This window comes from Mesorhizobium sp. M9A.F.Ca.ET.002.03.1.2, assembly GCF_003952365.1.
In the GTDB taxonomy this organism is placed as follows: Bacteria; Pseudomonadota; Alphaproteobacteria; order Rhizobiales; family Rhizobiaceae; genus Mesorhizobium.
Genome location: NZ_CP034443.1, coordinates 363,063 through 387,893, shown reverse-complemented (window position 1 = coordinate 387,893; position 24,831 = coordinate 363,063). Strand labels below are relative to the sequence as shown.

Genomic DNA, 24,831 nt, shown 5'->3' with positions numbered 1-24,831 from the left:
CGGAAGGAGACGCCATGACCGGCAAGACCGTGTTCGAGACCAGATACGGCTTTGCCCGCAACCAGGTGCTGCTCGGCAACTGGCGCGAAAGCCCGTTCAGCCGGTGGTCGTTCCAGAACGTCGGCGAGCTGGTACCGAGCGCACGCGTCGCCGCAGCGCCAGCCAGCGGTGAGGCGCTGGCGCGGGCTCTTGACGGGCTGCTCGGCGAGAGAGTCACTCTGGCGGGCGGCCCGGAGACCGTTGCGGCCTTTCTCACACGATCCGATACCGACGGGCTGACGATCATGAAGGCCGGCAAGCTCGTCGGCGACTGGCTCGCACCGCATATGGATTTCGGCGCACGCCACATCATCTTCTCGATCAGCAAGTCGCTGACCGCCATTCTTGCCGGCATATTGGAAGGCGAGGGGATTTTCGATCCGCAGGCTCCGGTGACCCGCTATCTGCCGGAAGCCGCCGGCTCGGCCTATGGCGATGCCAGCGTGCGGCATGTGCTCGACATGACCGTCAGCCTCGACTTCGAAGAAGCCTATCTCGACCCCGAAAGCGCCTTCGCGCGCTATCGTCGCGCGACGCTGTGGAATCCGGGTGGCGGCAGCGAAAGCCTGTCCGGCTTCCTCCTGACGCTGCAGCGCTTGGCCGAACCGCATGGCCGGACGTTCTGCTACCGCTCGCCCAATTCCGACCTGCTCGGCATCCTGCTCGAACGCGCGTCCGGACAGCGCTTTGCCGAGCTGATGCGCGAGAAATTGTGGCTGCCGCTCGGCGCTGCCGGCGAGGCATCCGTGACCGTCGACATGGCAGGCACGGCGCGCACGGCCGGCGGCATTTCGGTGACGCCGCGCGATCTGGCGCGTGTCGGCGAGATGATGCGGCAGGGCGGCATGGCCAACGGCCGCCGTATCGTGCCGGAAGCCTGGGCGCGCGACACGACCGGCACGGGCGGAGACACCGAGGCCTGGCAGCGCGGCACGATGGCGTTCCTCTTTCCGCAAGGCCGCTATCGCAACAAATGGTATCAGACGGGGGCCGAAAGCGGCGCCTTTTGTGGCATCGGCATCCACGGCCAGTGGCTCTATGTCAATCCGAAGGCGGAGGTCGTCATCGCGAAGATGTCGTCGCAGCCGGAGCCAGTCGATGAGCCCCTCGATGTCGATATGGTCGCTTTCTTCGAGGCGCTGAGCCGGATGGTCTGAGCCGACCCGGAGCCGCAGTGCCGCAGCTTTCCTGTGGACCTGTCAGGATGATCGAAAACGCCGCGGTTGGCGGGGCGACGCTCTGCGCCTATGGTCGCCGCTCTTTTCGACAGGACAGCAGGAACGACATGGCATCCGACATCAAGCGCATCGCAGCAATCATAGCAGCCGAGATCACTGCCCGGCCCGAACAGGCCGTTGCGGCGATCGGGCTGCTGGATGAAGGCGCGACGGTGCCGTTCGTTGCGCGCTACCGCAAGGAGGTCACCGGCGGTCTCGACGACACGCAGCTGCGCCTGCTTGCCGAGCGGCTCGCCTATCTGCGCGAGCTCGACGCGCGCCGCGACACCATCCTTGGTTCGATCCGCGAGCAGGGCAAGCTGACCGAAGAGCTTGAGACCAAGATCGCCGAGGCTGCCACGAAGGCGGAACTCGAAGACATCTATCTCCCCTATAAACCCAAGCGGCGGACCAAGGCCGAGATCGCGCGCGAGCGCGGGCTGGGACCGCTGGCGGAGGCCATCCTTGCCGACCGGGCGGCGGTGCCCGGTGAACTGGCGCTGGCCTATGTCGGCGAAGAGGTTGCCGACGCCAAGGCGGCGCTGGAAGGCGCGCGCGACATCCTGTCCGAACAGTTCGCCGAGAATGCCGACCTGGTCGGCAAGCTGCGGACCTACATGAAGGAACGCGCCTACATGCGGTCACGCGTTGTCGACGGCAAGCAGGAGGCCGGCGCGAAATTCTCCGACTATTTCGACCATGTCGAGCGCTGGGCCAATGTGCCGAGCCATCGCGCCCTGGCGATGCTGCGCGGCCGCAACGAGGAGGTGCTGTCGCTCGACATCGAAGTCGATGCCGACGATGCCTCGCCGGTGAAGCCGGTCGAACGGATGATCGCCGACGCCTACGCCATCGGCCACCAGTTGCCGGGCGACCGCTGGCTGATGGAGGTGGCGGGCTGGACCTGGCGCATCAAGCTGTCGCTGCATCTGACGCTCGATTTGATGCGGGATCTGCGCGAGCGGGCCGAGGAAGAAGCGATCCACGTCTTCGCCCGCAATCTGAAGGATTTGCTGCTCGCAGCACCCGCCGGCTCGCGCGCCACGATGGGTCTCGACCCAGGCATCCGCACCGGCGTCAAGGTGGCGGTGGTGGACGGCACCGGCAAGCTGGTGGCGACGACGACGGTCTATCCGTTCCCGCCCAGGAACGATGTGCGCGGCACGCAAGCCGAACTGGCGAAGCTCATCCGCCTGCACAAGGTCGAGCTGATTTCCATCGGCAACGGCACCGGCAGCCGCGAGACGGAAAGGCTGGTGGCCGACATGCTGTCCGACATGCCTGCCGAGTCCGGGCTGAAGCCGCTCAAGGTTATCGTCAGCGAGGCGGGCGCCTCGGTCTATTCCGCCTCGGCAACGGCGGCGGCCGAATTTCCCGGCCTCGACGTGTCGCTGCGTGGCGCGGTGTCGATCGCGCGGCGGCTGCAGGATCCGCTCGCCGAACTGGTCAAGATCGAGCCGAAGTCCATCGGCGTCGGCCAGTACCAGCACGACGTCGACCAGTACCGGCTCGGCCGCTCGCTGGAAGCGGTGGTCGAGGACGCGGTCAATGCCGTCGGCGTCGACCTCAACACGGCATCGGCGCCGCTGCTGGCACGGGTGTCAGGTCTCGGCGCATCGTTGGCCGAGGCTGTTGTCGCGCATCGCGACGCGACCGGCCCCTTCGCCAGCCGCCGCGATCTGTTAAAGGTGGCGCGGCTCGGACCCCGCGCGTTCGAGCAATGCGCCGGCTTCCTGCGCATTGCCAACGGCACCGAACCGCTCGATGCCTCGGCTGTGCATCCGGAAGCCTATGGCGTGGCGAAGAAGATCGTCGCCGCCTGCGGGCGCGACGTCCGCTCGCTGATGGGCGACAGTGCCGCGCTCAAGGCGCTCGATCCGCGTCTCTTTGTCGACGAGCGGTTCGGCCTGCCGACGGTGCGCGACATCCTGGCGGAGCTGGAAAAGCCCGGCCGCGATCCGCGTCCCGGCTTCAAGACGGCGACCTTCGCCGACGGCGTCGACGACATCAAGGATTTGAAGCCTGGGATGCTCTTGGAAGGCACCGTCACCAATGTCGCGGCGTTCGGCGCCTTCGTCGATATCGGCGTGCACCAGGATGGGCTGGTGCATGTCTCGCAACTCGCCGACCGCTTCGTCAAGGACGCGCATGAAGTGGTGAAAGCCGGCGACGTGGTTAAGGTGCGCGTCGTCGACATCGACATCAAACGCAAGCGCGTCGGCCTGTCGATGCGCAAGGATGGTGACGGCGGTGCTTTGAAGCCGCGCGACAATGGCGGCAGACCGGTGCCGCGCGCGCCGGCGCCGCAGCGCCAGTCGGAAAGGCCGGCGCAACAGGGCGCGTTCGGCGCCGCGTTGGCGGAGGCCTTGAAGCGCAAGTAGCTGGACGGCGTCGTGACGCGACGTGGTATTGATCCTTGCAATCGGTAGTAAGGTTGCCTACCGTATGTACGTAAGGAGACCGCGCGGTATGGCGAATGTCGAGAAAGTGAGTGTTGCCCTCACCCCTGAAATGGCAACGATGATGCGCGAGGTCGTCGCGGCGGGCGAATACGCCTCGGCGAGTGAAGTGATGCGTGAGGCGTTGCGCGACTGGAAGGTTCGCCGGACGCAGCGTGATCAGGCTATCAACGAGTTGGGCCGTCTTTGGGACGAAGGCATGGCAAGTGGCAACGCGGTCGATGGCAACCAAGCGTTCGCCCGGATCAAAAGCAAGCTCGATGCGAGAATCGCCGAACGCAAGTCGTGATGACGCTGCGCTTACGACCGGAAGCTGAGGCGGATATCGAGGCCATTGCGCTCTACATCGCCGAGGACAGCCCGTCAGCAGCACTACGTTGGTACGGCGAAATGTACACCCATTGCCAGCGCATCGCCGACATGCCGGGAATGGGTGTTGCGCGGCCGGAAGTGCGAGCGGACTTGCGCACGTTCCCTGTAGGAAATTACCTCATCCTCTATCGCCAGATCGAGGACGGCGCGGAGATTGTGCGCGTCGTTCGTGGCGCGCGGAAGTGGCAAGAATTGCTGTAGCGGTTTGCACGGAGGCGGGTCGATTTCTTAGTCGCCAATCTCTTCGATATCTTGCGCGGCGGCTGGCGCAAATGGCAAATTTGTTCTTGCTTTGTGCCGGCAGTTATGCTAGAAATTTTGGCATGGTGCCGATTGGCGCCAGCGACCCGCCCCCGAGGCGGGTTTTGTGTTTGGACCCTTAGTCGCTTGCCTCGGGTCCGATGCTCTGAAGCGGAAACACCTTTTAAACGCGACCGAGCAGCCAGTCGCGAAACGAGGCGACGGGCGGATGGCCGCGCTTGTCGTGCGGCACGACAAGGTAATAGGCGCTGCGGCTTTGCATCGGCCGGCCCGGCGCCGGCACGAGCTGGCCGCGCTGCAATTCGCCGGATATGAGGACCTGCGGCAGCAGCGCCACGCCGAGCCCGGCCATGCAGGCCTGGGCGGCGGTGCCGAATTGCTCAAACTGCATGCCCGGCCCGGTCGGCGCGCTCAAACCCTGATGCTCGAACCACTCGGTCCATGCGCCGGGCCGCGTCGCCATATGCAGCAGCGGCAGGCGACCGATATCGGCAGGCGTGGCAATGGCGCGGCCGGCCAGAAATTCGGGCGAGACGACAGGCGCCACCTCTTCGCGGACCAGCAGCGTCGAGTCGGCGTCCGGCCAGTCGGGCAAGCCAAAATGGATGGCGGCGTCGAGCCTTTCGCGAGCGAAGTCGAAGCGGCCGATGCGGGTGACGAAATTGATGGTGATGTCCGGGTTGTTTTCGACGAAATCGGGGATCATCGGCATCAGCCAGCGCGTGCCGAAGGTCGGCAGAATGGCGAGGTTCAAGATGCCACTATGCCGATTGCTCATCAATCCAAGAGCTGCGTCGCGCAATTGACCCAGCGCGGCGCGCACCGCTTCGGCATAGATCTCTCCTGCCGACGACAGCCTGACATTGCGGCTGTCGCGATCGAACAGCCGGCGGCCGAACTGGTCCTCCAAATGCCTTATCTGGCGGCTGACGGCGCCCTGGGTCAGATCGAGTTCCTGCGCGGCGGCGGTGAAACTGCCCAGCCGGGCCACCGCCTCGAAGGCGGCAAGGGCGCTGATACCAGGCAAAAGGCGGCGCTGAACGTTCATGATCCATTACTAACGATCATTGATCGGTGAAGCAATTTCGTTTGATTTTTTCGAGCTGGAAGCCGATAAGCCCCGGCATCCGAGATTTTTTGTTTTGTGCATGTCGTTATCCCAAAACCGCTGAACACTTTTGGGCGACATGCATAGATTCTGGAGACCGAGGCCATGGCCGCCGACAAGAACGCATTCGTCTGGGAAGATCCCTTCCTGATCGAGGACCAGCTTTCGGAAGACGAGCGGATGGTGCGCGATGGCGCGGCGGCATTCGCCGCCGACAAGCTCGCTCCCAGGATCGAGGAAGCCTATCTCGAGGAAAAGACGGATGCCGGGATCTTTCGCGAGATGGGCGAGGCCGGGCTGCTCGGCATAACCATTCCGGAAGAATATGGTGGGCTCGGCGCCAACTACGTCACCTACGGGCTGGTGGCGCGGGAGGTCGAGCGCATCGACTCGGGCTATCGCTCGATGATGAGCGTGCAGTCGTCGCTGGTGATGTATCCGATCCATGCCTATGGCTCGGAGGCGCAGCGCAAGAAATACCTGCCGAAGCTCGCCAGCGGCGAGTGGATCGGCTGCTTCGGCCTGACCGAGCCGGATGCCGGTTCAGACCCGGGCGGCATGAAGACGCGAGCCGAGAAGACGGCAAACGGCTACAAGGTCTCCGGCTCAAAAATGTGGATATCCAACGCACCGATCGCCGACGTCTTCGTCGTCTGGGCGAAATCGGCGGCGCATGACAACCAGATTCGCGGCTTCGTGCTGGAAAAGGGCATGAAGGGGCTGTCGGCGCCGAAGATCGGCGGCAAGCTGTCGCTGCGCGCGTCGATCACCGGCGAGGTGGTGATGGAGGGCGTCGAGGTCGGCGAAGACGCGCTGCTGCCCAACGTCTCCGGCTTGAAAGGTCCGTTCGGCTGCCTCAACCGGGCGCGCTACGGCATCTCCTGGGGCGCGATGGGCGCGGCGGAAGATTGCTGGCACCGGGCGCGCCAATATGGCCTCGACCGCAAGCAGTTCGGCAAGCCGCTGGCCGGCACGCAGCTTTTCCAGAAGAAGCTCGCCGACATGCAGACCGAGATCGCGCTCGGCCTGCAGGGCAGCCTGCGCGTCGGGCGGCTGATGGACGAAGGCAAGATGGCGCCGGAGATGATCTCGATCGTCAAGCGCAACAATTGCGGCAAGGCGCTCGACATTGCCCGGCAGGCCCGCGACATGCATGGCGGCAACGGCATCCAGATCGGCTATCACGTCATGCGCCACGCGCAGAACCTTGAAACCGTCAACACCTATGAAGGCACGCACGACGTGCATGCGCTGATCCTTGGGCGGGCGCAGACCGGGTTGCAGGCGTTCTTTTAGTAGTTGGCCAAGCCCTCCGCTTCGTCATCCTCGGGCGGAGCGAACGCGAAGCGGAGCGCAGACCCGAGGATCCATGCCGTGACGTCGAGGCGCCGCATCGGCGCAGAACCTGCAGTGCGGAAGTCAGGCAGAAGGGATCGCAACCTTTGCGCCGCTGCGTTCTTCGGCCGAACTCACGGCATGGCAACTGTGTTCATGCGAATGCGGTTTTATCGCGGATGATGGCGTTGAGGACGACCAGGAGCTTCCTTGCGACGGCGATGATGGCCAGTTTCTTGGAGCCTGAGCGGGCTGCAAGGTCGGTGTAGAAAGCTCTGAAGCGGTCACAGGCTCGGATGGCGCTCAGCGCCGCCATATAGAGAGCCCGACGCACACGCGATCGACCGCCCTGGATCTGGCTCCTGCGTTGGAGCTTACCGCTCTTATTATCGAACGGGGCAAGGCCGGCGAGTGCCGCGATCGACTTAGGCGAGCGCTGGCCGAGCTCTGGCAGGTGCGCTAGGAGCGAGAGCGCGCTGATCTTGGAGACACCGGGCACGGAGATCATCAGCGTATAATCGCGGGCGGTGTCCTCGGATTGACGAATGACTTTGGCGATCCGGCTCTCGAGCGCTTTGATGCGTGTGTCGAAGCCGGCAATCATGTCTTCCAGCTCGGCAACGACAGTCTCCTCGAAGGCCTCACCGAGGAGCTTCTTCAGCCTTGCCCGCATATCGACCAGTTGGTCACGGTGACGGGCAAGCGATTGAAGTCGCTCGTTTTCTTCGCACGGCCCCGGCTCGGGTGCAGGCTGATAGCGGCGGCCATAGCCGCTCAGCATCCTGGCATCGAGACGATCCGTCTTGGCTCGCCGTCTCGTCGACTTGGCATAGGGGTGAGTGTGCGCCGGGTTGTGCCGGGAGAATGGAACGCCTGCCTTGGCCAGCGCGTGGCGCAGCAGCCGGTCATGGACGCCTGTCGCCTCCATGACGATGAAGTCTCGACTGGGGTCGAGGCCCGCCACATAGGCAGCGATCGCATCGGCCTGGTTGGCGATGCGCTGATATCGGTTGCTTGTCTCATCAAAAAAATCGAGCCACTGCTTGGAGATGTCGCAGCCGACATAGTTCTGCACTATCATGTCCATGCCTCTTCCTGTGGTGCGGGGTCTGCTTGGAACAGCCCCGTGCAACTGTTCAGGTTGATGGTTCACCGGTGGGAAGGGACCGGGCCATGCCACGGCCTGTCCGAAAGGACGACCAGGATCCACTCGGCCTCCTTCCCACTTCAAACCATACACCTGAACCAACACACAGGATCCTGGGGTCTGCGCCGCGTCGCTGCGCTTCTTGCTCCGCCCCAGGATGACGAAGACGCGAGGGTCTTCGCCAAGCGCAGACGCTCGCTGGAAGCCGGCAGTGATCAATCATGCCAGGCAGCGTTCAATAGCCGCGTAAATTAGGTGCACCGCAACATCTCTGCTTGGAGAATGGCCAGCATTTGTGTCAGGGTTCGGCGAATTCGTTTGAAACGCCGACTTACGGGGCACCATGGCAATTCTGGCAGCCGTCTACCACCTGACCCATTACAAATATGACCGGCCGGTCGTGCTCGGCCCTCAGGTCATCAGGCTGCAGCCGGCGCCGCATTCCCGAACCAAGGTGCTCAGCCATTCGCTGAAGGTCGAGCCGGCGAACCACTTCGTCAATCTGCAGCAGGACCCCTATGGCAATTTCCTCGCCCGCTTCGTCTTTCCTGAGCCGGTGAGCGAACTGAAGATCGAGGTCGACCTCGTCGCCGACATGACGGTCTACAATCCGTTTGACTTCTTCGTCGAGCCGTCGGCCGAGACGTTTCCGTTCGAATACCCGGAAGAGATCAGCGACGATCTTGCCATCTACCGGACGCCGGAGCCGGCCGGGCCGCTGCTGTCGGCGTTCCTGAAAACCATCGGCCGCAGTCCGACCAACACCGTCAATTTCCTCGTCGATCTCAATGCGCGGCTGCAACGCGAGATCGCCTATATCGTGCGCATGGAAACCGGCGTCTTTTCGCCGGAGGAAACGCTGGCCGCCAAGAAAGGTTCGTGCCGCGATACGAGCTGGCTGTTGGTGCAGATCCTGAGGAATCTCGGCATTGCCGCGCGTTTCGTCTCCGGCTACCTGATCCAGTTGAAACCTGACCTCGTCGCGCTCGACGGGCCGCCCGGCACGGCGATCGACTTCACAGATCTGCATGCCTGGTGCGAAGTCTATCTGCCGGGGGCCGGCTGGATCGGCTTCGACCCGACCTCCGGCCTGCTCACCGGCGAAAGCCATGTACCGCTGGCGGCAACGCCGCATTTCCGCAACGCCGCGCCCATTTCCGGCATGGCGAGCTTCGCCAATGTCGAGTTCGGCTTTGACATGCGGGTCGACCGCATCGCCGAGCACCCGCGCATCACCAAGCCGTTCTCGGATGAAAGCTGGCAGGCGCTTGATGGGTTGGGCAATCAGGTCGATGCCGCGCTCGAGGCCGGGGACGTGCGGCTGACCATGGGTGGCGAACCGACCTTCGTGTCGATCGACGATTTCGAGGCGGAGGAGTGGAACACCGCCGCCGTCGGCCCGACCAAACGCGAAAAGGCCGATGCTTTGATCCGCCGGCTGCGTGAGCGTTTCGCGCCCGGCGGCTTCCTGCATTACGGGCAGGGCAAGTGGTATCCAGGCGAGAGCCTGCCGCGCTGGACCTTCTCGCTCTACTGGCGCACCGACGGCGAGCCGGTGTGGAGCGACCCGTCGCTGATCGCACGGGAAAACAGCGAAGCAGATATCGGGCCGAAGCAGGCTGAAAGCCTGTTGACGACGATTGCCGATGAACTCGGCATCGACAAGGCCATGGTCAGCGAAGCCTATGAGGACCCGGCCGAGTGGCTGCTCAAGGAAGGCAAGCTGCCGGACAATGTCGATCCGTCCAATTCGAAGCTCGAGGACCCCGAGGAGCGCAGCCGCATGGCGCGGGTGTTCGAACGCGGCCTGACCAAGCCGTCTGGCTATGTCCTGCCTGTGCAGCGCTGGAACAGTCAGGCGTCGGGTCCGCGCTGGCGTTCGGAGAAGTGGAAGACGCGGCGCGGCAAGCTGTTCCTGGTGCCGGGCGATTCACCGGTCGGCTACCGCCTGCCGCTTGGCACGCTTCCCTATGTGCCGCCGGCGCAATTCCCCTACATCGTGCCGGTCGATCCTTCCCTGCCGCGCGGGCCATTGCCGGCGCGCGAGGCCATTGTGCCCGAGGCCGCTCCCTTGCCTGTGGCCGCTCCTTTGCCCGAGGCCAGTCCGGCCGAATTGGAAGGCGCCGACGAAATGGTGCGCCGCCAGCAGGCGGTGTCCTTCACCGCCGCGACCGGCCAGCAGGACCGGGTCGAGCAGGAGATCACCGAGATCGGCGGCGCGGTGCGCACGGCGCTGTCGGTCGAGCCGCGCGACGGACGGCTTTGCGTGTTCATGCCGCCGGTCGAGGCGCTGGAAGATTATCTCGAACTGGTCGCGGCGGCCGAGAACGCGGCAAAGGCCATCGGCCTGCCAGTGCATATCGAGGGTTATGGCCCGCCGCACGATCCGCGCCTCAACGTCATCCGTGTGGCTCCGGATCCCGGTGTCATCGAGGTGAACATCCATCCGGCCGCGAACTGGCAGGACTGCGTGGCGACGACCATGGCGATCTACGAGGAGGCGCGGCAGACGCGGCTTGGCGCCGACAAGTTCATGATCGACGGCCGCCATACCGGCACCGGCGGCGGCAACCATGTCGTCGTCGGCGGCGCGACACCCAATGACAGCCCGTTCCTGCGCCGCCCCGACCTCTTGAAGAGCCTGGTGCTGCAATGGCAGCGGCACCCGTCTTTGTCCTACCTGTTCTCAGGCCTGTTCATCGGTCCGACCAGCCAGGCGCCGCGCTTCGACGAGGCGCGCCACGATTCGCTCTACGAGCTCGAGATCGCGATGGCGCAGGTGCCGCACCCGGACAAGGACAATGCGCCATTGCCGTGGCTGGTCGACCGGCTGTTCCGCAACCTGTTGACCGATGTTACCGGCAACACGCATCGCTCGGAAATCTGCATCGACAAGCTGTTTTCGCCGGACGGCCCGACCGGCCGGCTGGGGCTGGTCGAGTTCCGCGGCTTTGAGATGCCGCCCAATGCGCGCATGAGCCTGGCGCAGCAATTGCTGGTGCGTGCCATCATCGCCCGCGCCTGGAAAAACCCGCTCGATGGCCGCTTCGTGCGCTGGGGCACGTCATTGCATGACCGTTTCATGCTGCCGCACCATGTCTGGGCTGACTTTCTCGACGTGCTCGATGATCTCAAGCTGAACGGCTTCGAGTTTCGCCCCGAATGGTTCGACGCGCAGCTCGAATTCCGCTTCCCGTTCTGCGGCGAGGTTAGCCAAGCCGGCATCAAGCTGGAGCTGCGGCAAGCGCTGGAGCCGTGGCATGTCATGGGCGAGCAGGGCGCGATCGGCGGCACCGTGCGCTTCGTCGATTCCTCGGTCGAGCGGCTGCAGGTGAAGACCGAAGGGCTCAACCCGGAGCGTCACGCCGTCGTCTGTAACGGCCGCATCGTGCCGATGAAGGTGACCGACGTCAGAGAAATCGCGGTGGCCGGCGTCCGCTTCAAGGCCTGGCAGCCGGCATCGGGCCTGCATCCGGCGCTGCCGGTCAACACGCCGCTGGTCTTCGACATCTACGACCGCTGGTCGGGCCGGGCGGTCGGCGGCTGCGTCTATCATGTGGCGCATCCCGGCGGGCGCAGCTACGACACCTTCCCGGTCAACGGCAACGAAGCGGAGGCGCGACGCCTCGCCCGCTTCGAGCCGCGCGGCCATACGCCGTCCGGTTACGTGCTGCGCGACGAAGAAGCTTCTGAGGATTTTCCGATGACCCTTGACCTGCGGCGGCCCGCAAGACTCTGATCAGCCATGGCAAAGGGGAATCACGAGAAAATCCACGGCAGGCCGCATAACCTGCTGGAGCATTACCAGCCGATCGACGGCGTCGTCGACGAGATGGTCGATGCATCGGGCAATCCCCGCCCGGTCTGGAAGGACTTCATCGAGGCACTGGAAGAGCTGGGGCCAGAAAAGCTCGCCCAACGCTTCGCCCGCGCCGACCAGTATCTGCGCGACGCCGGTGTTTACTACCGCGTCTACGACAAGGCCGGCGCCAATGAGCGCGAATGGCCGCTGGCGCATGTTCCCTTGCTGATCGAGGAGCAGGAATGGGCTGACATCAGCGCCGGCCTCGTCCAGCGGGCCGAGCTGTTCGAGGAAACGATCGCCGATATCTACGGGCCGAACCGTCTGGTCGAGAAAGGCATCCTGCCGGCGGGACTGATCGCGGCCAGCCCGGAATATTTGCGGCCCGTCGTCGGTATCAGGCCGGCCAGCGGCCATTTCCTGCATTTCTGCGCCTTCGAGCTCGGCCGTGGACCGGATGGCCGCTGGTGGGTTCTGGGCGACCGCACGCAGGCGCCGTCGGGTGCCGGCTTCGCGCTGGAAAACCGCGTCGCCACCACGCGTGCGCTGTCCGACATCTATGGCGAGATGCATGTGCACCGCCTTGCCGGCTTCTTCCGTCGCTTTCGCGACGCGCTGAACGGCATGGCCAAGGTATCAGGCGGCCGGGTTGCCATCCTGACGCCGGGGCCGCTCAACGAAACCTACTACGAACATGCCTATATCGCCCGCTATCTCGGCATCATGCTGCTCGAAGGCGAGGATCTGACCGTCTCCGGCGGCCGGCTCATGGTACGCACCGTTTCAGGGCTGATGCCGGTCAGCGTGCTGTGGCGACGGCTCGACGCCGCCTTCGCCGATCCGCTCGAGTTGCGGCCGGATTCGCAGATCGGCACGCCAGGGCTGGTCGAGGCGGTCCGCCGGGGAGCCGTTTCGGCCGTCAACGCGCTCGGTTCCGGCCTGATGGAAACGCGGGCGCTGTTCGCCTTCCTGCCGAAGATTTCGCGCGAATTGCGCAATGAGGAACTTCTCTTGCCGAGCGTCGCGACATGGTGGTGCGGGCGGGAGACGGAGCGCGCGCATGTGCTCGCCAATCTCGACCGCATGGTGATCGGTCCGGCGCTGTCGACGCGGCTTGCCTTCGAGGATGACGATTGCACCAGGCTGGGCTCGGCGCTGGTTGCCGGGGAGCGGGCCGAACTGATAGCCCGGATCGAACGGGACGGCGGCGACTTCGTCGGACAGGAAGCGGTGACGCTTTCGACCACGCCGGTCTATGTCGGCGGCTGGCTGGAGCCGCGGCCGGCAAGCCTGCGCGTCTATCTGGCGCGAACGCCGGAAGGCTGGACGGTGATGCCAGGCGGTTTTGCCCGTGTCGGCTTCTCGCTCGACCCGACCGCCATCGCCATGCAGCGTGGCGGCCAGGCGGCGGATGTGTGGGTGGTCAGCGACAGACCGGTGGAGCGCGAGACGCTGCTGCCGCAGGAGCATGACAGCTTCACCCGCACCTTGCCGGGCAGCCTGCCCAGCCGCGCGGCGGAAAACCTGACATGGCTCGGCCGCTATATCGAGCGATCGGAAGACACGGTGCGCATCCTGCGCGCCTATCACGTGCGGCTGGCCGAGGCGTCCGATCCGGACATGCCGCTGCTTGCCGATATCAGAGACCATCTCGAACCGTTCGGCATCGACGTCACGACGGCGATCCCGCCGGGGCTGATCGGCACGCTGGACAGCGCCGTCTACAGCGCTGGGCAGATCCGCGACCGTTTCTCGCCCGATGGCTGGCTGGCGCTGAAGGATCTGTCGAAGACCATCCATCAATTCGCGACAACGGTGGCGCCGGGCGATGACGCGACGCGGGCGATGACGGTCATCCTGCGCAAGCTCGCCGGGTTTTCCGGCCTGCTGCATGAGAATATGTACCGCTTCACCGGCTGGCGCTTCCTGGAGATCGGCCGGCGCCTGGAACGCGGCATCCAGATAGCTCGCACGCTCGCCCGGCTGACCAGGGCTGCGGCGCCGGACGGCGCGCTCGACATGATGCTGGAGATCGGCGACAGCGTCATGACCCATCGGCGGCAGTACCCGGTGCAGGCCGGCCGGCGCACGGTGATCGACCTCCTGGTGCTCGATCCGCTCAACCCGCGCTCCATCCTGTTCCAGCTCGAGCGGCTGAAGGCCGAAATCGCACTGTTGCCTTCCGTCGGCGGCGAGGGGCATATGTCGCCGGCAGCGAAGGAGATACTGCAGCTCAACACGGCGATTGCCATCATGGAGCCCTCGGACATGACGGCGAAGGCCCTGGACGATCTCGCCGACGAGATCGGCGGCCTCTACAACAGCCTCGCCAAAGCCTATTTCGGGTAAGGGCGGGTTCGGATAAAGGCGGGCATGCTCTACGACATCAGGCTCAATCTGCGTTACGATTATGATGCTGCCGCCGGCGGCGGCCGTCATCAGGTGCACGTATTGCCGCCGACGATATCAGGCGTGCAGCGCGTGATCGCCGCTTCGCTGTCCTTCGCGCCGGCACCGAGCGAACGCTCGGACTTTTCCGATTTCTTTGGCAACAGCGTCACGTCGATCGCCTTTCGCGACGTTCACGATGCACTCGACATCAGGATGAGCGCGCGCGTTGCGGTCTCGCGGCCGGAACCCGGGCTCGACGTGTCGCCCGACATTCGCCAGCTGCGCGAGGAACTCGACGCGGTGCGGTCGCTGTCGCCTGATACACCGCATCACTTCCTGGCAGCCAGCGACCATGCAGGCGTCGACGCGGCGATCACGGATTACGCGCGGGGCAGTGTCGGCAGTTCCGTCGCCGGCATCGCCATGGACCTGTGCGACCGCATTCATCGCGATTTCACCTATGACGGCAAGGCGACCACCGTCCGGACCCGAGCCAGCGACGCTTTCAGGCTGAAACGAGGTGTCTGCCAGGATTTTTCACACATCATGATCGCCGGCCTGCGCGGCCTGGGTATCCCCGCCGGCTATGTCAGCGGGTTCCTGCGCACCATTCCGCCGCGCGGAAAACCGCGACTGGAAGGGGCCGACGCCATGCATGCCTGGGTGAAGGTGTGGTGCGGGCGCGACACCGGATGGCAGGAATTCGATCCGACCAACGGCATGCGGGCAAGCAACGACCACATCACCGTCGGCCACGGCCGCGACTATTCGGATGTAGCGCCGATCGTCGGCGTCCTGAAGACGACCGGAGGGCAGGTCGGCGAGCAAGCGGTCGACGTCATTCCGGTCGTGCTCGAAAAGGCATGACGGCAAGCAAGGCCGCAATCGTATGCGCCGAACATCGACGGAAGACCGGTTCCCAAACGCGCATGCGGCAAACCTGACATCTTTGTGTAGCCATGGCGGAACCAGCGGCCGATCCGTCGCTTATCTACGGGAAAATTCCGTGGAGAGGATATGCTGGACAAATCCGGGTCGTCGACTGGCCGATTGGCTGCCAGGAAGGTTGCACCAAAGAACGGGGTGTCGAAAAATGGGTCGCAAGCCTCTGCCGATCGCGCCTCGCTTTCCTACATCACCGACGCCGAGCCCGGTATCCGCCGGTTCAGGGCTGGCAGGGGATTTTCATACAAAGGGCCTGACGGGCAGGGCGTCGACGAGGTCTCGATGTCCCGCATCAAGGCGCTCGCAATTCCACCGGCGTGGACGGACGTGTGGATCTCGCCGGATGCCGACGGTCATATCCAGGCGACGGGCCGGGATCAGCGCGGGCGCAAGCAGTATCGCTACCATGCGCTGTGGGCGGAGGAGCGCGACGGCGTCAAATATTCGAGCCTCGTCGCCTTTGCGGAAAGCCTGCCTGAACTGCGACGCCAGATCGATGCCGATCTGCGCCGTCGCGGCCTGCCGCTGGAACGGGTTGTCGCCGCTGTGGTCTGGCTGCTCGACAACACGATGATCCGCGTTGGCAATGCCGCCTACGCTCGTGACAACAACAGCTTTGGACTGACCACGCTGCGCGACCGCCATGTCGACATCAATGGCTCGAGCCTGCGTTTCGCCTTTAAAGGCAAGTCCGGCAAGGAATGGAAACTGAAGCTCGTCGATCGCCGGATCGCCAGGATCGTGCGCGGGGCGCAGGATCTGCCGGGCCAGAAGCTGTTCCAGTATCTCGACGAGGACGGAAGCAGGCGACCGATCCGCTCCGACGACGTCAACCGCTACATCAGGGAGACGGCCGGGGCCGATTTCAGCTCCAAGCATTTCCGAACCTGGGGCGGCACCATTCATGCTACGTCGCTGCTTGCGCAAACCGAACGGCCCGAAAGCCAGGCACAGCAGAGGCGGGTTATGAACGGCGTCGTCGACAAGGTGGCCGAGCGGCTGGGCAACACGCGCGCCGTCTGCCGCAAATGCTACATCCACCCGCAGGTTTTCGAAGCCTGGTCCGAAGGACGGCTGCGCCTCGAAATGGCGGATGCGAACAAGCGGAAGCGGTCGATCCCCGGCCTCGATGACGAGGAACTGCTCGTCCTGAGATGGCTGAAGGCACGGGAGGGCTGATGCCAGGTACGTGCCGTCGCCGGCTTGCATGTCCATCGCGGGGTGATTTTTTTATCGACGCACTGTCGGGATCGGTCCTAGTGTTTCGTCCTTTGACGGAGAAAAGGACATCCCATGCTCTACGCTATCCTCTGCTACGCCTCTGAAGACGTCGTCTGCTCCTGGAGCAAGGAACAGGATGACGAGGTCATGACGAAACTTCTGGGTGTGCAGGAAAAATACGCCAAAGCCGGCCGGCTTGGGCCAGTGGCGCGGCTGCTGCCGACGACCGCCGCGACAACGCTGAGGAAGGTCAAGGGCGAAGCGGTCGTCATCGACGGTCCGTTTGCCGAAACCAAGGAACAGTTCCTCGGTTTCTACACGCTCGAATGCGGCGACCTCGGCGAGGCCGTCGACTTCGCCCGCGAGCTTTCCGAGGTCAACCCGAGCGGCGGCTCCTACGAAATACGGCCGGTTTCGCTCTTCAATCCCGCTAAGGTTTCCGCATGACCGACCTTGCCTGGATCAGCTCGGCGATCAGCACCGCCCGCCCGCAGGCGATGGGCGCGTTGCTGCGCTACTTCCGCGATCTCGATGCGGCGGAGGAAGCCTTCCAGGACGCCTGCCTGAGAGCGCTGAAGAACTGGCCGGCAAACGGCCCGCCGCGCGATCCGGCAGCCTGGCTGATCTTTGTCGGCCGCAACAGCGGCATCGACGCGGTGCGCAAGCGTGCCAAGCAGGCGCCGCTGCCGGAAGAGGACCAGATCTCCGATCTGGAGGATGCCGAGACCGATATCGCCGAGCGGCTGGACGGCGCGCATTACCGCGACGACATCCTGCGGCTGCTGTTCATCTGCTGCCATCCCGACCTGCCGGCGACGCAGCAGATCGCCGTGGCGTTGCGCATCGTCTCCGGCCTGTCCGTCAAGCAGATCGCCCGCGCCTTTCTCGTCGGTGAAAGCGCCATGGAGCAGCGTATCACACGCGCCAAGGCGCGCATCGCCGATGCCGGCGTGCCGTTCGAGACGCCCGGTGCGGTCGAGCGGTCCGAACGGCTCGCCGCCGTCGCCGCCATGGTCTACCTGATCTTCAACGAAGGTTATTCGACCAACAGCGGCGAGGCGCCGGCCCGTGCGCCGCTCTGCGAAGAGGCGATCCGGCTGGCCAGGCTGCTGCTCAGGCTGTTCCAGACCGAGCCGGAGATCATGGGCCTGACGGCGCTTTTGCTTCTCCAGCATGCGCGTGCGCCGGCGCGTTTCGACGAGAACGGCGAGATCGTCCTGCTCGAAGACCAGGACCGCGGCCTGTGGAGCCGCAAGATGATCGACGAGGGGCTGGCGCTGGTCGACAAGGCGCTGCGCCACCAGAAGCCCGGTCCCTACCAGGTGCAAGCGGCGATCGCCGCCCTGCATGCGCGGGCGGAAAAGCCCGAAGACACGGACTGGACCGAGATCGACCTGCTCTACGGCCTGCTCGAGCAGATGCAGCCGTCGCCGGTGGTGACGCTCAATCGCGCCGTCGCGGTCGCCAAGGTGCGCGGGCCGGAAGCGGCACTTGCGATGATCGAGCCGCTGGAGCAGAGGCTTTCCGGCTATTTCCACTTCTTTGGCCTCAAGGGCGGACTGCTGATGCAGCTTGGTCGTGGCGAGGAGGCGCGAATCGCCTTCGACCGCGCCATCGCACTTGCCAACACGGCAGCCGAGGCCGCCCATATCCGCATGCATATCGACCGGCTGATGAAGGAAGGCGCCGCGCGGGGAACCGCGCAGACGGCGCGCTGAATCGCTCACCTCACTGGTTCAACGGTCCGACCTTGGCTTAGACCATGCCGGGGTGGCGATTTTTCCCTGAAACGAGTAATGCCACGCCATGACAGTGCCTGATGTGCCGATCGGCACAGGGACGGCATGGCACAAGACTTTGACCGACGCCATATAAGCGACGGGATCTGAAAGGGACAAAAATGACGATTGCGAAGGAAACAGCCGGGCTGCTGGCGAAACTGGGCGTCGCCGAGGGCGCGCTTTCGGGCGGCGATCTTATCGTGCGCAGCCCGGTGACTGGCGAGCAGATCGCAGCGCTGAAGACGATCTCGCCGGCCGATGCGGCCAAGACCATCGATAATGCCCATAAAGCCTTCCAGGCGTGGCGGCTGGTGCCGGGGCCGAAGCGCGGCGAACTGGTACGGCTGCTTGGCGAGGAACTGCGCGCGCACAAGGCCGAGCTTGGCCGGTTAGTGTCGATCGAAGTCGGCAAGATCCCGTCCGAAGGGCTCGGCGAAGTGCAGGAGATGATCGACATCTGCGATTTCGCCGTCGGCCTCTCTCGGCAATTATACGGCTTGACCATCGCCACCGAGCGCCCCGGCCATCGCATGATGGAAACCTGGCATCCGCTGGGTGTCGTCGGCGTCATCTCGGCCTTCAATTTCCCGGTCGCGGTGTGGTCGTGGAATGCAGCGCTTGCGCTGGTCTGCGGCGACGCGGTGGTGTGGAAGCCGTCGGAGAAGACGCCGCTGACGGCGCTCGCCTGCGAAGCAATCTTCAAGCGCGCTGCAAAGCGTTTCGGCGATGACGCGCCGCAAGGCCTGGCGCCGGTGCTGATCGGCGATCGCGCCGTCGGCGAAATCCTGGTCGATCATCCGAAGGTTCCGCTGGTCTCGGCCACCGGCTCGACCCGTATGGGCCGGGATGTCGGTCCGCGGCTGGCGAAGCGCTTTGCGCGCGCCGTGCTGGAGCTCGGCGGCAACAATGCCGGTATCGTCTGCCCGACGGCCGATCTCGACATGGCGCTGCGCGCCATCGCCTTCGGCGCCATGGGCACGGCCGGACAGCGCTGCACGACGCTGAGGCGTCTGTTCGTGCACGACAGCGTCTATGACGCTCTGCTGCCGCGCCTGAAGAAGGCCTATGAGAGTGTTTCGGTCGGCAATCCGCTGGAGACATCAGCGCTGGTCGGTCCGCTTATCGACAAGGCAGCCTTCGACAACATGCAGAAGGCTTTGAAGGAAGCCACAGCTCATGGCGGCAAGGTGACCGGTGGCGGCCGGGTCGAGAACGGCCATCCCGACGCCTATTATGTGCATCCTGCACTGGTCGAAATGCAAAGCCAAGTCTCGCCGGTGACCGAAGAGACCTTCGCGCCGATCCTCTACGTGATGAAATACTCGGATTTCGACGCCGTGCTCGACGAGCACAATGCGGTCGGCGCGGGACTGTCGTCGTCGATCTTCACCCGCGACCTGCAGGAATCCGAACGCTTTCTCGGCGTCGACGGTTCGGACTGCGGCATCGCCAATGTCAATATCGGCACGTCAGGGGCCGAGATCGGCGGTGCCTTCGGTGGCGAGAAGGAGACCGGCGGCGGCCGCGAATCCGGCTCGGACGCCTGGAAGGCCTATATGCGGCGTGCCACCAACACGGTGAACTATTCGAAGGCGCTGCCGCTGGCGCAGGGCGTCTCCTTCGACATCGACTGAGGACGCTTGGGCATCTCCAGAACCGTGGCGGCCACAACGGCCGCCACGACGAATCCAAAATCTCGTCCTGATCTCCTGTCGGGCTTGTGAGGCTACAACCGGTTACAAGATCGACAGTTGGTCCACAATCGCGTGCGATCTCGACGCTGCCGATCCTTCTTGTCGCAGCCGCAGGCCGCCACCGCTTTCGCTGCTCCTCTTGCTCACAGCGAAACCTGGAGCGTCTTCATCCAGCGCAATCCCTCGTCGGTGCCGGCGCGCGGCCTGTACTCGCAGCCGACCCAGCCGGCATAGCCGAGCCGGTCGAGCGCGGCGAATATGGCGCCATAGGCGATCTCGCCTTCGTCCGGCTCGGCGCGACTGGGAACGGCGGCGATCTGCACATGGCCGATCATCGGCAAATTACGTTCGAGGCGTGTGAGGATGTCGCCTTCGCTGACGCCGACATGGTAGACGTCGAACATGATCCGGATGTTGGGCGCGCGGACGCGTTCGATCAACGCCGCCGCCTCGGCGATCGTCGAATAGAAATATCCCGGTTTGTCGCGCTGGTTGATCGGTTCCAGAAGCAGCGTCAGATCCGGGGCGGCAGCTGCCGCGAAGGCGAGATTGCGCGCGAAGACTTCCGTGGCTTCCGGCTTGGCTTCAGGCTCGACGACACCGGCCATGACATGGACCGACGACGCGCCGCTCTGGCGCGCATAGGCCGCGGCCTGATGGAAGCTCTTGGCGAAATCCGACTGCCGGCCCGGCAGCGCGCCAAGGCCGAAATCGCCCTTGGCGGCATCGCCGACAGGCGTGTTGATGCCGAGCAATTCCACGCCGTGCTTTTCACAAGCCTGCTTCACAAGCCCGGCCGGGACGTCATAGGGCCAATGCAGTTCGACCGCTTTGAAACCCGCCGATGCGGCTGCGGCGATGCGGTCCAGCAAGGGCCGGTCGGTCCACAGAAAACCGAGGTTCGCGGAAAATCTCGGCATGGTCACTTCAGCTTGAAATGCTGGTTGAGCTCGGCGATGGCGCCGGCATCGAGATGGCGGACGCTCATGCCTCGCATGATGATGGCAAGCTTTGCCGCTTCCTCGAGTTCCTCGATGGCGAAGACTGCCGCATCGAGCGAGGCGCCGGCCACCACAGGCCCATGGTTCTGCAGGAGGACGGCGGGATGGCGCGCGGCAAGCGCGTCGATCAGCGGCTTGACCGCCTCCGAACCGGGGCGGGTGTAGGGCACCACCGGCACCTGTCCGACACGCATCACGACATAGGGGGTGATCGGCGGAATGGCGTCGGCCGGATCGACGTCTAAGAGACAGGACAGCGCGGTCGCATAGGTCGAATGAAGATGAACCACGGCGCGCGCCGCGGGCCGCTGGTCGTAAAAGCCGAAATGCAGCGGCAATTCCTTGGTCGGCGCGTCGCCCGAGACATGCTTGCCCGAGGCGTCGAGTTTCGACAGCCTGTCGGCGTCGAGGAAACCGAGGCAGGAATTGGTCGGCGTGAACAGAAACCCGTCGTCCAATCTCGCCGACATGTTGCCCGACGAGCCGGCGGTGAGGCCGCGCTCGAACAGCGATTTGCCCCATTTGACCAGATTGTCGCGGATTGCCTGTTCGCTCATAGCGTACCGATCCTTTGCACTGCTTTCTCGAAGAAATCATTCGCGCCGAAATTGCCGCTCTTCAGCGCGAGGCCAAGCGGCCCGCCGCGATCGGCCAGCAACGCCGGCACACCGGGGTCTATCTCCTCGCCAATTCGCAGGCTGCTGACGCCGAGCGCCTCGACCACGGCGCCGGATGTCTCGCCGCCGCCGACCACCACGCGGCGCACCCCGCCGTCGACGAGCCGGCGCACGAGCGTCGCGAAGAAACGCTCTATGGTCTCCGCCACCTCGGCGCGCCCGTAGCGCGCCTGGGCGCCGGAAACAGCGGTGGCGTCGGCTGTCGAATAGATGATCGGCACCTGCTTTTGCCGCCAGAACCAATCGACCGCGTGGTCGATCGTCATGGTTTTGTCCATCAGCGCGGCCGGATCGAGAGCTAAGCCGGGATGGGCGGCGAGATAGGCGGCGACCTGCGCCTGCGAAGCCTTCGAACAGGAGCCACACAGCACGACGGCTGGCCCCGCGGCGCTTGCGGCGGCGTGCGTTCTCTGGGAAAGCCGGCCGGCCTTGCGGAAATTCTCCGGCAGTCCCATCGCGATGCCGGAGCCGCCGGTTACAAGCCGGTGGCCGGCAAGCGCCTGACCGAGCAGCCGAAGATCGTCCTCCGCGACCGCATCGGCGACGACAAGCCGCCGTCCTTGTGCCTGCTGCTCGGCGAAGGCCTGCCCGATGGCCGACACACCGCCACGGACCGTATGCAGCGGCACCAACCCCACTTCGCCACGGGTCTGGAGCCGAAGCCAGCGGCGGATATCGGGGTCGGTCATCGGCGTCAGCGGATGGTTCTCCATGCCGGATTCGTTCAACAGCCGGTCGCCGACGAACAGATGGCCCATGAACAGTCGGCGTCCGGTCGCGGGAAAGGCCGGGCAGACGACCGCCACGTCCGCTCCGAGAAGGTCGAGCAGGGCTTCGACGACGGGACCGATATTGCCTTTCGGCGTGGAATCGAATGTCGAGCAGTATTTGAAGACGATCTGTTCGCAGCCTTGCGCGAGCAGCCAGCGCGCGGCCTCAAGCGACTGGCGCACCGCCTGTTCGGCGGCGATGGACCGTGTCTTCAAGGCGACAACGCCTGCCTCACAACCGGACGGCGCCGGATCGGCGCTGGTGCCGATGAATTGCGTCGTCGCCATGCCGCCCTTGGCAAGCGTATTGGCGAGATCGCTCGCACCGGTGAAATCGTCGGCGATGGCTCCCAGAAGCATGGTGGATCCCTAGCGCAAGGGTCTGCCAAGTGCAGCCAGCATTTCGGTCGCGCCGACAACGATGACGTACATGCTATGGGGAGGCGGCATCATATCACCGACAACTGGACTGTTAAGCAGTCCAGTAAAACCGTTCTCACATGGCTGTCACGCTAAAACTGAAACACGGCCCGTGACGATTGAATCCGCGCGTGGCTCTACGGAGCGGCTGATGTGGCCCACCACATGTCGTTGAAACGTCACCTGGGCTGACCCATATGTGCCTTGCGTCGGATGTTTCCTCCCATTGCGTCCGGCGCGTTCCCCTCTGGAGGTTTTGAACCTTCATGCTTGGCCGGACTTTAACAGTCCGGCCTTTTTTCTATTGGCCCTGTGTCGCTATCGAAGCTGATTCCCACCCACACGCTCCCCTCTTGCATCTGATTCAGATAGTCGGCTGAATCGACAACTTCAGCCTTATGGCGCATGGACCGGCATAACCAGCCCAATGAGCGAGAAATGTCGGGTCATTTGATTTAAATCAAATGCAGGCGGTCGCGATCATAGGATGGCTTGGGAATCAGCAGCTTATCGAAGAGGTCGCGCCGATGGCGAACATCGTCTCCAAGCTTGTCAAGGAGTGTAATTCGACGCGAAGCAAGGGCGCGGACTTCCCTACGATCTGGCAGACCATGCTAAAGGGACACGCATACGTCGCAGGCCCGCCGATGCAGGACCGAAATCAGGAAGGCCCCATCCTCAAGGTTCCCCTGATTACGGGGCGCTATCTCATATTTGATGCTTCAGGCTTTCGGCTTGACTGAATACGGACGAGATTTCCCTTCCGCATCTGTCTTGACCACGGCCAAGCGCTGTTTGCGCGGCAGACGACGCGACTCATCGAAAGAGGCATAGCTCAGCACAGCCATAAAAAATGCAAAGACGACCAAGACGGCGATAGTAACCAGCAAGCTGTCCGTTGGCACGTTTGTTCTCCCTTCAAAGACTGATCGAGGAGACTGCGCGAAAGGCGGAAAGGCTTTGATCTGGATCAATCGAAAACAACGATCGAGTGGCTGGTAGATGCCTGGCGACCAGATTTGGCGATTGCGGATTCCTACTCAGGGAACGGATGTCGCCGGAACGCCGGGCCGAAACGCCGGTTCAGCGAAAGCATGGCGTGCTGCTTCTTTCGCAGAACTGGTCGATTTGAGCCACGTCAAAGCTTGGCGGCCGGTATGCATCAATTATACCCTCGGCGTCGCCCCACCCAGCCGGTGTCTGGCGATGTCGTTTCAACGAGGGGTATCGACCCGTGAAATTGCAGGCATTTCTCCCTCTTACCACCTATCCAGACAGCAACTCGGATGCGATCGCATCCAATGCGACGGCGATTGCAGCATATCTGGACGCCGAACTTCATGCCGAAGTTATCAACGCCCATATTCCGGACGTTTCGAACGTCATGTCGCGGCTGCTGCTCAAATTGCCGGAACTCATTCGTGAAGCCGAAGCGGCGGGTCGCCAGCGCGGCGAGCACCTGCTCGAGAGGATTCGTGAGGAAGCCACAAGGAAATCGGTGAGCCTGACGACCGGCGTGTCGTCGGCCGCGCTGGCGCTGATTGGCGAAGCCGCGGCAATCGAGGCACGTTATTTCGATATCTCGCTGCTCGGATGGGAGGCCGACAATCCGACGTCGCGGGCCACTGCGGAAGCCGTCATGTTCGGAGCCGGCCGGCCGGCCATCCTGCTGCCGGAGACCCCGGCCTTCGAGCCGATCGACCATGTTGCGATCGCCTGGGATGGGAGCCGGGTCGCAGCGCGCGCCGTCGCGGACGCCAAGCCATTCCTCGAACGAGCATCCAAGATCACCGTGCTCACCATCGTCGGTGAGAAGCCCATCATGGAAGGCAATGGCGCCGAGCGCCTGGCAGCGGGGCTTGGGAAGAGTGGGCTGACCGCGGAAGCCGCCTCTATCGACGCTGACGAGCGCCCGGTTGGGATCGGCCTGCAGTCGCATGCCATCGAGCGGGGAGCCAATTTGTTGGTGATGGGCGGTTACGGCCACTCTGTCGTTCGCGATTTCGTGCTGGGCGGGGCAACCGAGGATGTGCTCGATGAGCTTAGGTTGCCGGTGTTGTTCTCACACTGAACCGCGTGTCCCGATATGGAAATTGCCGGCGAACCCGTTGACGTGCTTGCGCGTCCGGGCCGACAGCGCCTTCACCCTAAGGGCACGGCAACGGTAGCTGCCCTTTTTTAAGGGAACCGA

General features: G+C 64.1%; 20 protein-coding genes. 14 read left to right on the top strand and 6 right to left on the bottom strand.

All coding sequences use genetic code 11. The features are described from left to right. Nucleotides 1-14: 14 nt before the first annotated feature. From EJ066_RS01960 to EJ066_RS01945, 4 genes are all read left to right on the top strand, one after another. Nucleotides 15-1,196, top strand: a complete 1,182-nt coding sequence (locus EJ066_RS01960) for a serine hydrolase (protein WP_126034563.1) — start codon at nucleotides 15-17, stop codon at nucleotides 1,194-1,196. Nucleotides 1,197-1,324: 128 nt separating this feature from the next. Beyond that, on the top strand, nucleotides 1,325-3,637 hold the full coding sequence (locus EJ066_RS01955; RefSeq protein WP_126043715.1) for a Tex family protein: 2,313 nt from the start codon (nucleotides 1,325-1,327) through the stop codon (nucleotides 3,635-3,637). An 88-nt stretch (nucleotides 3,638-3,725) separates the two neighbouring features. Beyond that, the gene (locus tag EJ066_RS01950; RefSeq protein ID WP_126034562.1) at nucleotides 3,726-4,004 is read left to right on the top strand and encodes a type II toxin-antitoxin system ParD family antitoxin; all 279 of its coding nucleotides are present in this window, start codon (nucleotides 3,726-3,728) and stop codon (nucleotides 4,002-4,004) included. After that, a complete protein-coding gene (locus EJ066_RS01945) occupies nucleotides 4,004-4,288 on the top strand; it encodes a type II toxin-antitoxin system RelE/ParE family toxin (RefSeq protein ID WP_126043714.1) in 285 nt (94 codons plus the stop codon). Before EJ066_RS01950 ends, EJ066_RS01945 begins: the two co-directional genes overlap by 1 nt. Nucleotides 4,289-4,511: 223 nt before the next feature. On the opposite strand, the gene EJ066_RS01940 is transcribed toward EJ066_RS01945, so the two are convergent. Then, complete coding sequence (locus EJ066_RS01940) at nucleotides 4,512-5,396, bottom strand: LysR family transcriptional regulator (protein ID WP_126034561.1); 885 nt, start codon at nucleotides 5,394-5,396, stop codon at nucleotides 4,512-4,514. 165 nt (nucleotides 5,397-5,561) lie between these two features. Between EJ066_RS01940 and EJ066_RS01935 the strand changes: the two genes are divergently transcribed. Further along, nucleotides 5,562-6,752 carry an acyl-CoA dehydrogenase gene (locus tag EJ066_RS01935; protein WP_126034560.1) on the top strand — a complete coding sequence of 397 codons (1,191 nt, stop codon included), beginning with the start codon at nucleotides 5,562-5,564 and terminating at the stop codon, nucleotides 6,750-6,752. A 193-nt stretch (nucleotides 6,753-6,945) separates the two neighbouring features. Here the strand turns inward: EJ066_RS01935 and EJ066_RS01930 are convergent, their stop codons facing one another. Further along, on the bottom strand, nucleotides 6,946-7,878 hold the full coding sequence (locus tag EJ066_RS01930; protein WP_126034559.1) for an IS110 family transposase: 933 nt from the start codon (nucleotides 7,876-7,878) through the stop codon (nucleotides 6,946-6,948). 403 nt (nucleotides 7,879-8,281) lie between these two features. On the opposite strand from EJ066_RS01930, the gene EJ066_RS01925 reads away from it, so the two are divergent. The 7 genes from EJ066_RS01925 to EJ066_RS01895 all read left to right on the top strand — a co-directional run bounded on the left by EJ066_RS01925 (nucleotide 8,282) and on the right by EJ066_RS01895 (nucleotide 19,712). Next, nucleotides 8,282-11,677: a transglutaminase family protein gene (locus EJ066_RS01925; protein WP_126034558.1), complete on the top strand. Its 3,396-nt coding sequence runs from the start codon at nucleotides 8,282-8,284 to the stop codon at nucleotides 11,675-11,677. Between the two features lie 6 nt (nucleotides 11,678-11,683). After that, complete coding sequence (locus tag EJ066_RS01920) at nucleotides 11,684-14,089, top strand: circularly permuted type 2 ATP-grasp protein (RefSeq protein ID WP_126034557.1); 2,406 nt, start codon at nucleotides 11,684-11,686, stop codon at nucleotides 14,087-14,089. 24 nt (nucleotides 14,090-14,113) lie between these two features. Next, complete coding sequence (locus EJ066_RS01915) at nucleotides 14,114-14,998, top strand: transglutaminase family protein (protein WP_126034556.1); 885 nt, start codon at nucleotides 14,114-14,116, stop codon at nucleotides 14,996-14,998. A gap of 150 nt (nucleotides 14,999-15,148) precedes the next feature. Next, nucleotides 15,149-16,255, top strand: a complete 1,107-nt coding sequence (locus tag EJ066_RS01910) for a DNA topoisomerase IB (protein ID WP_126034555.1) — start codon at nucleotides 15,149-15,151, stop codon at nucleotides 16,253-16,255. A gap of 114 nt (nucleotides 16,256-16,369) precedes the next feature. Continuing rightward, nucleotides 16,370-16,744 carry a YciI family protein gene (locus tag EJ066_RS01905; RefSeq protein ID WP_126034554.1) on the top strand — a complete coding sequence of 125 codons (375 nt, stop codon included), beginning with the start codon at nucleotides 16,370-16,372 and terminating at the stop codon, nucleotides 16,742-16,744. Next, complete coding sequence (locus EJ066_RS01900; RefSeq protein WP_126034553.1) at nucleotides 16,741-18,015, top strand: RNA polymerase sigma factor; 1,275 nt, start codon at nucleotides 16,741-16,743, stop codon at nucleotides 18,013-18,015. The genes EJ066_RS01905 and EJ066_RS01900 overlap by 4 nt, the downstream gene beginning before the upstream one ends. A gap of 182 nt (nucleotides 18,016-18,197) precedes the next feature. Next, nucleotides 18,198-19,712, top strand: a complete 1,515-nt coding sequence (locus EJ066_RS01895; RefSeq protein ID WP_126034552.1) for an aldehyde dehydrogenase family protein — start codon at nucleotides 18,198-18,200, stop codon at nucleotides 19,710-19,712. Nucleotides 19,713-19,915: 203 nt separating this feature from the next. On the opposite strand, the gene EJ066_RS01890 is transcribed toward EJ066_RS01895, so the two are convergent. The 3 genes from EJ066_RS01890 to otnK are packed head-to-tail and all read right to left on the bottom strand — an operon-like array spanning nucleotide 19,916 to nucleotide 22,580. Next, entirely contained in the window at nucleotides 19,916-20,692 is a 777-nt protein-coding gene (locus EJ066_RS01890) for a TIM barrel protein (RefSeq protein WP_126034551.1), read from the bottom strand. A 2-nt stretch (nucleotides 20,693-20,694) separates the two neighbouring features. Continuing rightward, nucleotides 20,695-21,330, bottom strand: a complete 636-nt coding sequence (locus EJ066_RS01885) for an aldolase (RefSeq protein ID WP_126034550.1) — start codon at nucleotides 21,328-21,330, stop codon at nucleotides 20,695-20,697. Beyond that, entirely contained in the window at nucleotides 21,327-22,580 is a 1,254-nt protein-coding gene (otnK, locus tag EJ066_RS01880; RefSeq protein WP_126034549.1) for a 3-oxo-tetronate kinase, read from the bottom strand. Before otnK ends, EJ066_RS01885 begins: the two co-directional genes overlap by 4 nt. 524 nt (nucleotides 22,581-23,104) lie before the next feature. On the opposite strand from otnK, the gene EJ066_RS01875 reads away from it, so the two are divergent. After that, entirely contained in the window at nucleotides 23,105-23,383 is a 279-nt protein-coding gene (locus EJ066_RS01875) for a hypothetical protein (RefSeq protein ID WP_126034548.1), read from the top strand. On the opposite strand, the gene EJ066_RS01870 is transcribed toward EJ066_RS01875, so the two are convergent. Beyond that, complete coding sequence (locus EJ066_RS01870) at nucleotides 23,363-23,545, bottom strand: hypothetical protein (protein WP_126034547.1); 183 nt, start codon at nucleotides 23,543-23,545, stop codon at nucleotides 23,363-23,365. The two genes, EJ066_RS01875 and EJ066_RS01870, sit on opposite strands and share 21 nt — an antisense overlap. A 329-nt stretch (nucleotides 23,546-23,874) precedes the next feature. Between EJ066_RS01870 and EJ066_RS01865 the strand changes: the two genes are divergently transcribed. Then, the gene (locus EJ066_RS01865) at nucleotides 23,875-24,711 is read left to right on the top strand and encodes a universal stress protein (protein WP_126034546.1); all 837 of its coding nucleotides are present in this window, start codon (nucleotides 23,875-23,877) and stop codon (nucleotides 24,709-24,711) included. The last annotated feature ends 120 nt before the right edge of the window (nucleotides 24,712-24,831 follow it).